The 3,074-nt window shown below is 47.3% G+C and carries 4 protein-coding genes; all 4 read right to left on the reverse strand.

Features of this window, described 5'->3' with window-relative positions:
- A partial coding sequence (locus ACTIE6_RS21675) for a HAMP domain-containing protein (RefSeq protein WP_439558618.1) occupies window positions 1-1,136 on the reverse strand: 1,136 nt, incomplete at its 3' end.
- Between the two features lies 1 nt (window position 1,137).
- The gene (locus ACTIE6_RS21680; RefSeq protein WP_439558619.1) at window positions 1,138-1,815 is read right to left on the reverse strand and encodes a response regulator; all 678 of its coding nucleotides are present in this window, start codon (window positions 1,813-1,815) and stop codon (window positions 1,138-1,140) included.
- Window positions 1,812-2,345, reverse strand: coding sequence for a 5' nucleotidase, NT5C type (locus ACTIE6_RS21685; RefSeq protein WP_439558620.1), 534 nt, complete (start codon window positions 2,343-2,345; stop codon window positions 1,812-1,814). Before ACTIE6_RS21685 ends, ACTIE6_RS21680 begins: the two co-directional genes overlap by 4 nt.
- Window positions 2,345-3,074, reverse strand: a 730-nt coding sequence (locus ACTIE6_RS21690; protein WP_439558621.1) for a dihydrolipoamide acetyltransferase family protein, incomplete at its 5' end; no start/stop codon positions are given. The genes ACTIE6_RS21685 and ACTIE6_RS21690, both read right to left, overlap by 1 nt.

A 3,074-nucleotide genomic window follows, 5' to 3' on the forward strand; every position in this document is an offset into this window, starting at 1 on the left:
AGGTTAATGTGAACTGCCTGGTTGTCTGAGAATTTGCAGGCATTATCCATTAGATTCAGGAATGCGGTTTTCAGCAGGGTTGAGTTGCCCGTTACTTCCAGCCAGGTATCATCTTCCGGCAGCTCATCAAAATTGAGAATAATGTTATAAGCCGGATTTGCCTGGGCCAGGTTGAGCCGACAGTCAAGCAATAGTTCGTCCACCCGCACAACTTCTGTCAGCAATTCACGCTGATGCTCGCTCACTTTGGCCAGTTCCAGCAGGGTATTCGAAAGCTGCGCCAGTTCCTGAATATCTTCCAGAACGGATAGGATAGTAACCTGGTACTCCGCAGCATTCCGTTCCTTCAACATACTTACTTCCAGTTGTGACCGGATTTTGGTCAGCGGGTTCTTCAACTCGTGGGATACATTTGCGACAAAGATCTTCTGCATTTGGAATGCAGTCTCAATCCGGTCCAGCAGCTTGTTGAAGGTTGTCGTAAGTCGACCAATCTCATCTTTCTGATTAGGTACTTCCAGGCGCGTGTCCAGGTTTTGAGGAAGGATACGTTCCACTGAGTTCATAACCTTAGATATGGGCCGCAACGCGCGTTTTGAGAAAACCCAGCCAACTATTGCCACGATGAAAGTCACAATGAAGAAAAGCACTGTGAGTAATGTGCTGAGGTTGGAAAGATTGGCTTCGCCATATAAATCCTTGGCGCCCAGCATTACTACCGCCCGGTTAAATGGGTATTTGTAGTACAAACCCACTACTTTGTAGTCGCCGTCAGTATACCGGATCTGTCCCGACTTCCTGATTTCATCGAGCCAATAATCTGAAACGTGCAGCGCCTTGGTTTGGGGGGAGGAGAGATTACTATAAATGAGCCGGTTTTCCTCGTCGAAAATGAAAGTGTTTTCGTCGTAAATCAGGTCACGATTCGTTTCGTCGAGCGCCTTTAATACTTCGATATTCACCTGAGGTACCTTCAAAAGCAGCTCTGCCTGCGACTTCGCCTTGGAACCCAGCCGCGCGTAGAAATCTTTGGTAACGTTGTCGTAGGAAAAATAGTAGATAGTGAGAAACGTAATAAGAAGGATACCGCTTACCAACAAGGAAAACTGAACCGTAAGTCGGGTGCGGATCTGCATGTTACTCTACTTTAAGCACGTACCCCATTCCGAAAAGGGTGTGAATGAGCTTGACAGGATAGTCTTTGTCAATTTTTTTACGCAAATAATTAACGTAAACTTCAATCACATTGGTACCCGTATCAAACCCGATATCCCACACCTGTTCTGCAATTTCTACTTTTGAAATCACTCTGCCCTGGTTGCGGATCAGGTACACGAGCAAGTTAAACTCACGGGCCGTAAGGTTGATCTTGTTGCCGGAACGATGAACCGTTTTTGCATCCAGAGAAACTTCAAGATCTGCAAAACGCAGTACCTGCGCAGTGTGCCCCACAGCAGCGCCCCGCTTGGTTAATGCACGGACACGGGCGAGCAACTCTTTAAACTCAAATGGTTTAACCAGATAATCATCTGCGCCCGCATCGAGGCCGGTTACCTTATCGTCGGTAGTACCCAGCGCGGTCAGCATCAGGATCGGTGTTTCGTTTCCCCAGCTTCTTATTTCCCTGCAAAGTTCTATACCATTGATACCAGGAATAATAATGTCGCTGATAATGAGCTGGTAAGCATTATTTTTCGCAAGCTGTTTCCCGATCAGACCATCGTACGCAATGTCAACTTCATAGCCGTTTTCTTCCAGTCCCTGCTTAATGGACTGCAATGTTTTCGGTTCATCCTCAATCAGTAGTAGCTTCATTTGATAGGTAAAAATAGCTCGGAAACCTCATTCCAGTCAGAAACACGCTTGTAGCCGGTTTCTTTCAGGTTGTGCGGAGCAGTGAATAAAATTCCCTGTCCCTGAAATGCAGCGAGGTTTCTGACGTGGTCATCGATCAGGTAGTCGGACTGAATGATGCTTTTATATCCGCAAAAAACAATGTTGGTCCAGGGAATGAATGAAAAATGCTTTTTGAGCCAATCGAACTTATCCCGGAACGAAGTCGGGAATTCCATGCATGCGGTAGCAACAAACAACTCGTAATATTTGGACAGCTTGTAAACAGTTTCCTGTGCTCCGTGCATTACCTTGATATCTGCAAAGAAGCCCGGTGTATCTATGATTTTGTTAAGCTTGGTCATCTGCTTCGGATGGAGCAGTTCACGCAACGCCTTGGAACGCAGCTGTTCGGCTGTCAGGATCGTATCGAAGTCATTAAGGACAATGCTGATCAGCTTCTCGTGTGTATCCGCCAGTACATCGTCCATGTCCAGGGTCAGTCTCAGCATCAGATCAAAATTCTTTGCGTATCGAAGTTTTCAAGGTAATCATTTACGCGTTTGAGGAACAAGCCGCCCAGCGAACCATCCACTACGCGGTGATCATAGGAATGCGAGATAAACATCAGGCTCCTGATACCGAGCAAGTCCCCCTGAGGCGTTTCGATCACAGCAGGCTTTTTCTTGATAGCGCCAAATGCCATAATCGCCACCTGGGGCTGTACGATGATTGGTGTACCCATTAAGTTCGCGAATGCGCCAATGTTGGAGATCGTATAAGTACCGCCCGCAAGGTCGTCGGCTTTCAGCTTGTTTTCACGGGCACGCTTTGCCAATTCGTTCACTTTTCTTGCCAGGCCCGGTAGGTCGTACTGATCGGCGTGGTGAATGACAGGAACGATCAGGTTACCGTCGGGCAGCGCTACCGCCATTCCGATGTTGATCTCCTTTTTCCGTATAATCCTGTCTCCTTCTACTGAAATATTGATCAGCGGGTAGTCTTTAATCGCTTTCACCACCGCCTCGATCAGGATTGGGGTAAATGTAATGCTGTCACCAGATTTCTTCCGGTACTCATTTTTAACGTGCTCGCGCCATTGAACAACAGGAGTCATATCTGTTTCAATGAAAGAAGTTACGTGTGCCGAAATCCGCTTGGAATCGACCATCCGCTGGGCAATCATTTTCCGCATGCGGTCCATTTCCACGATCTCGCTGCTTCCATTCAGCGAAGTAGCT

The sequence above is a fragment of the Dyadobacter sp. genome (assembly GCF_051859145.1).
Classification (GTDB): Bacteria; Bacteroidota; Bacteroidia; order Cytophagales; family Spirosomataceae; genus Dyadobacter.

Excerpts from the sequence above, each read along its gene's own strand:
- ACTIE6_RS21680 (WP_439558619.1), bottom strand. The coding sequence starts at position 1,815 with ATGAAGCTACTACTGATTGAGGATGAACCGAAAACATTGCAGTCCATT.
- ACTIE6_RS21685 (WP_439558620.1), bottom strand. The coding sequence starts at position 2,345 with ATGCTGAGACTGACCCTGGACATGGACGATGTACTGGCGGATACACAC.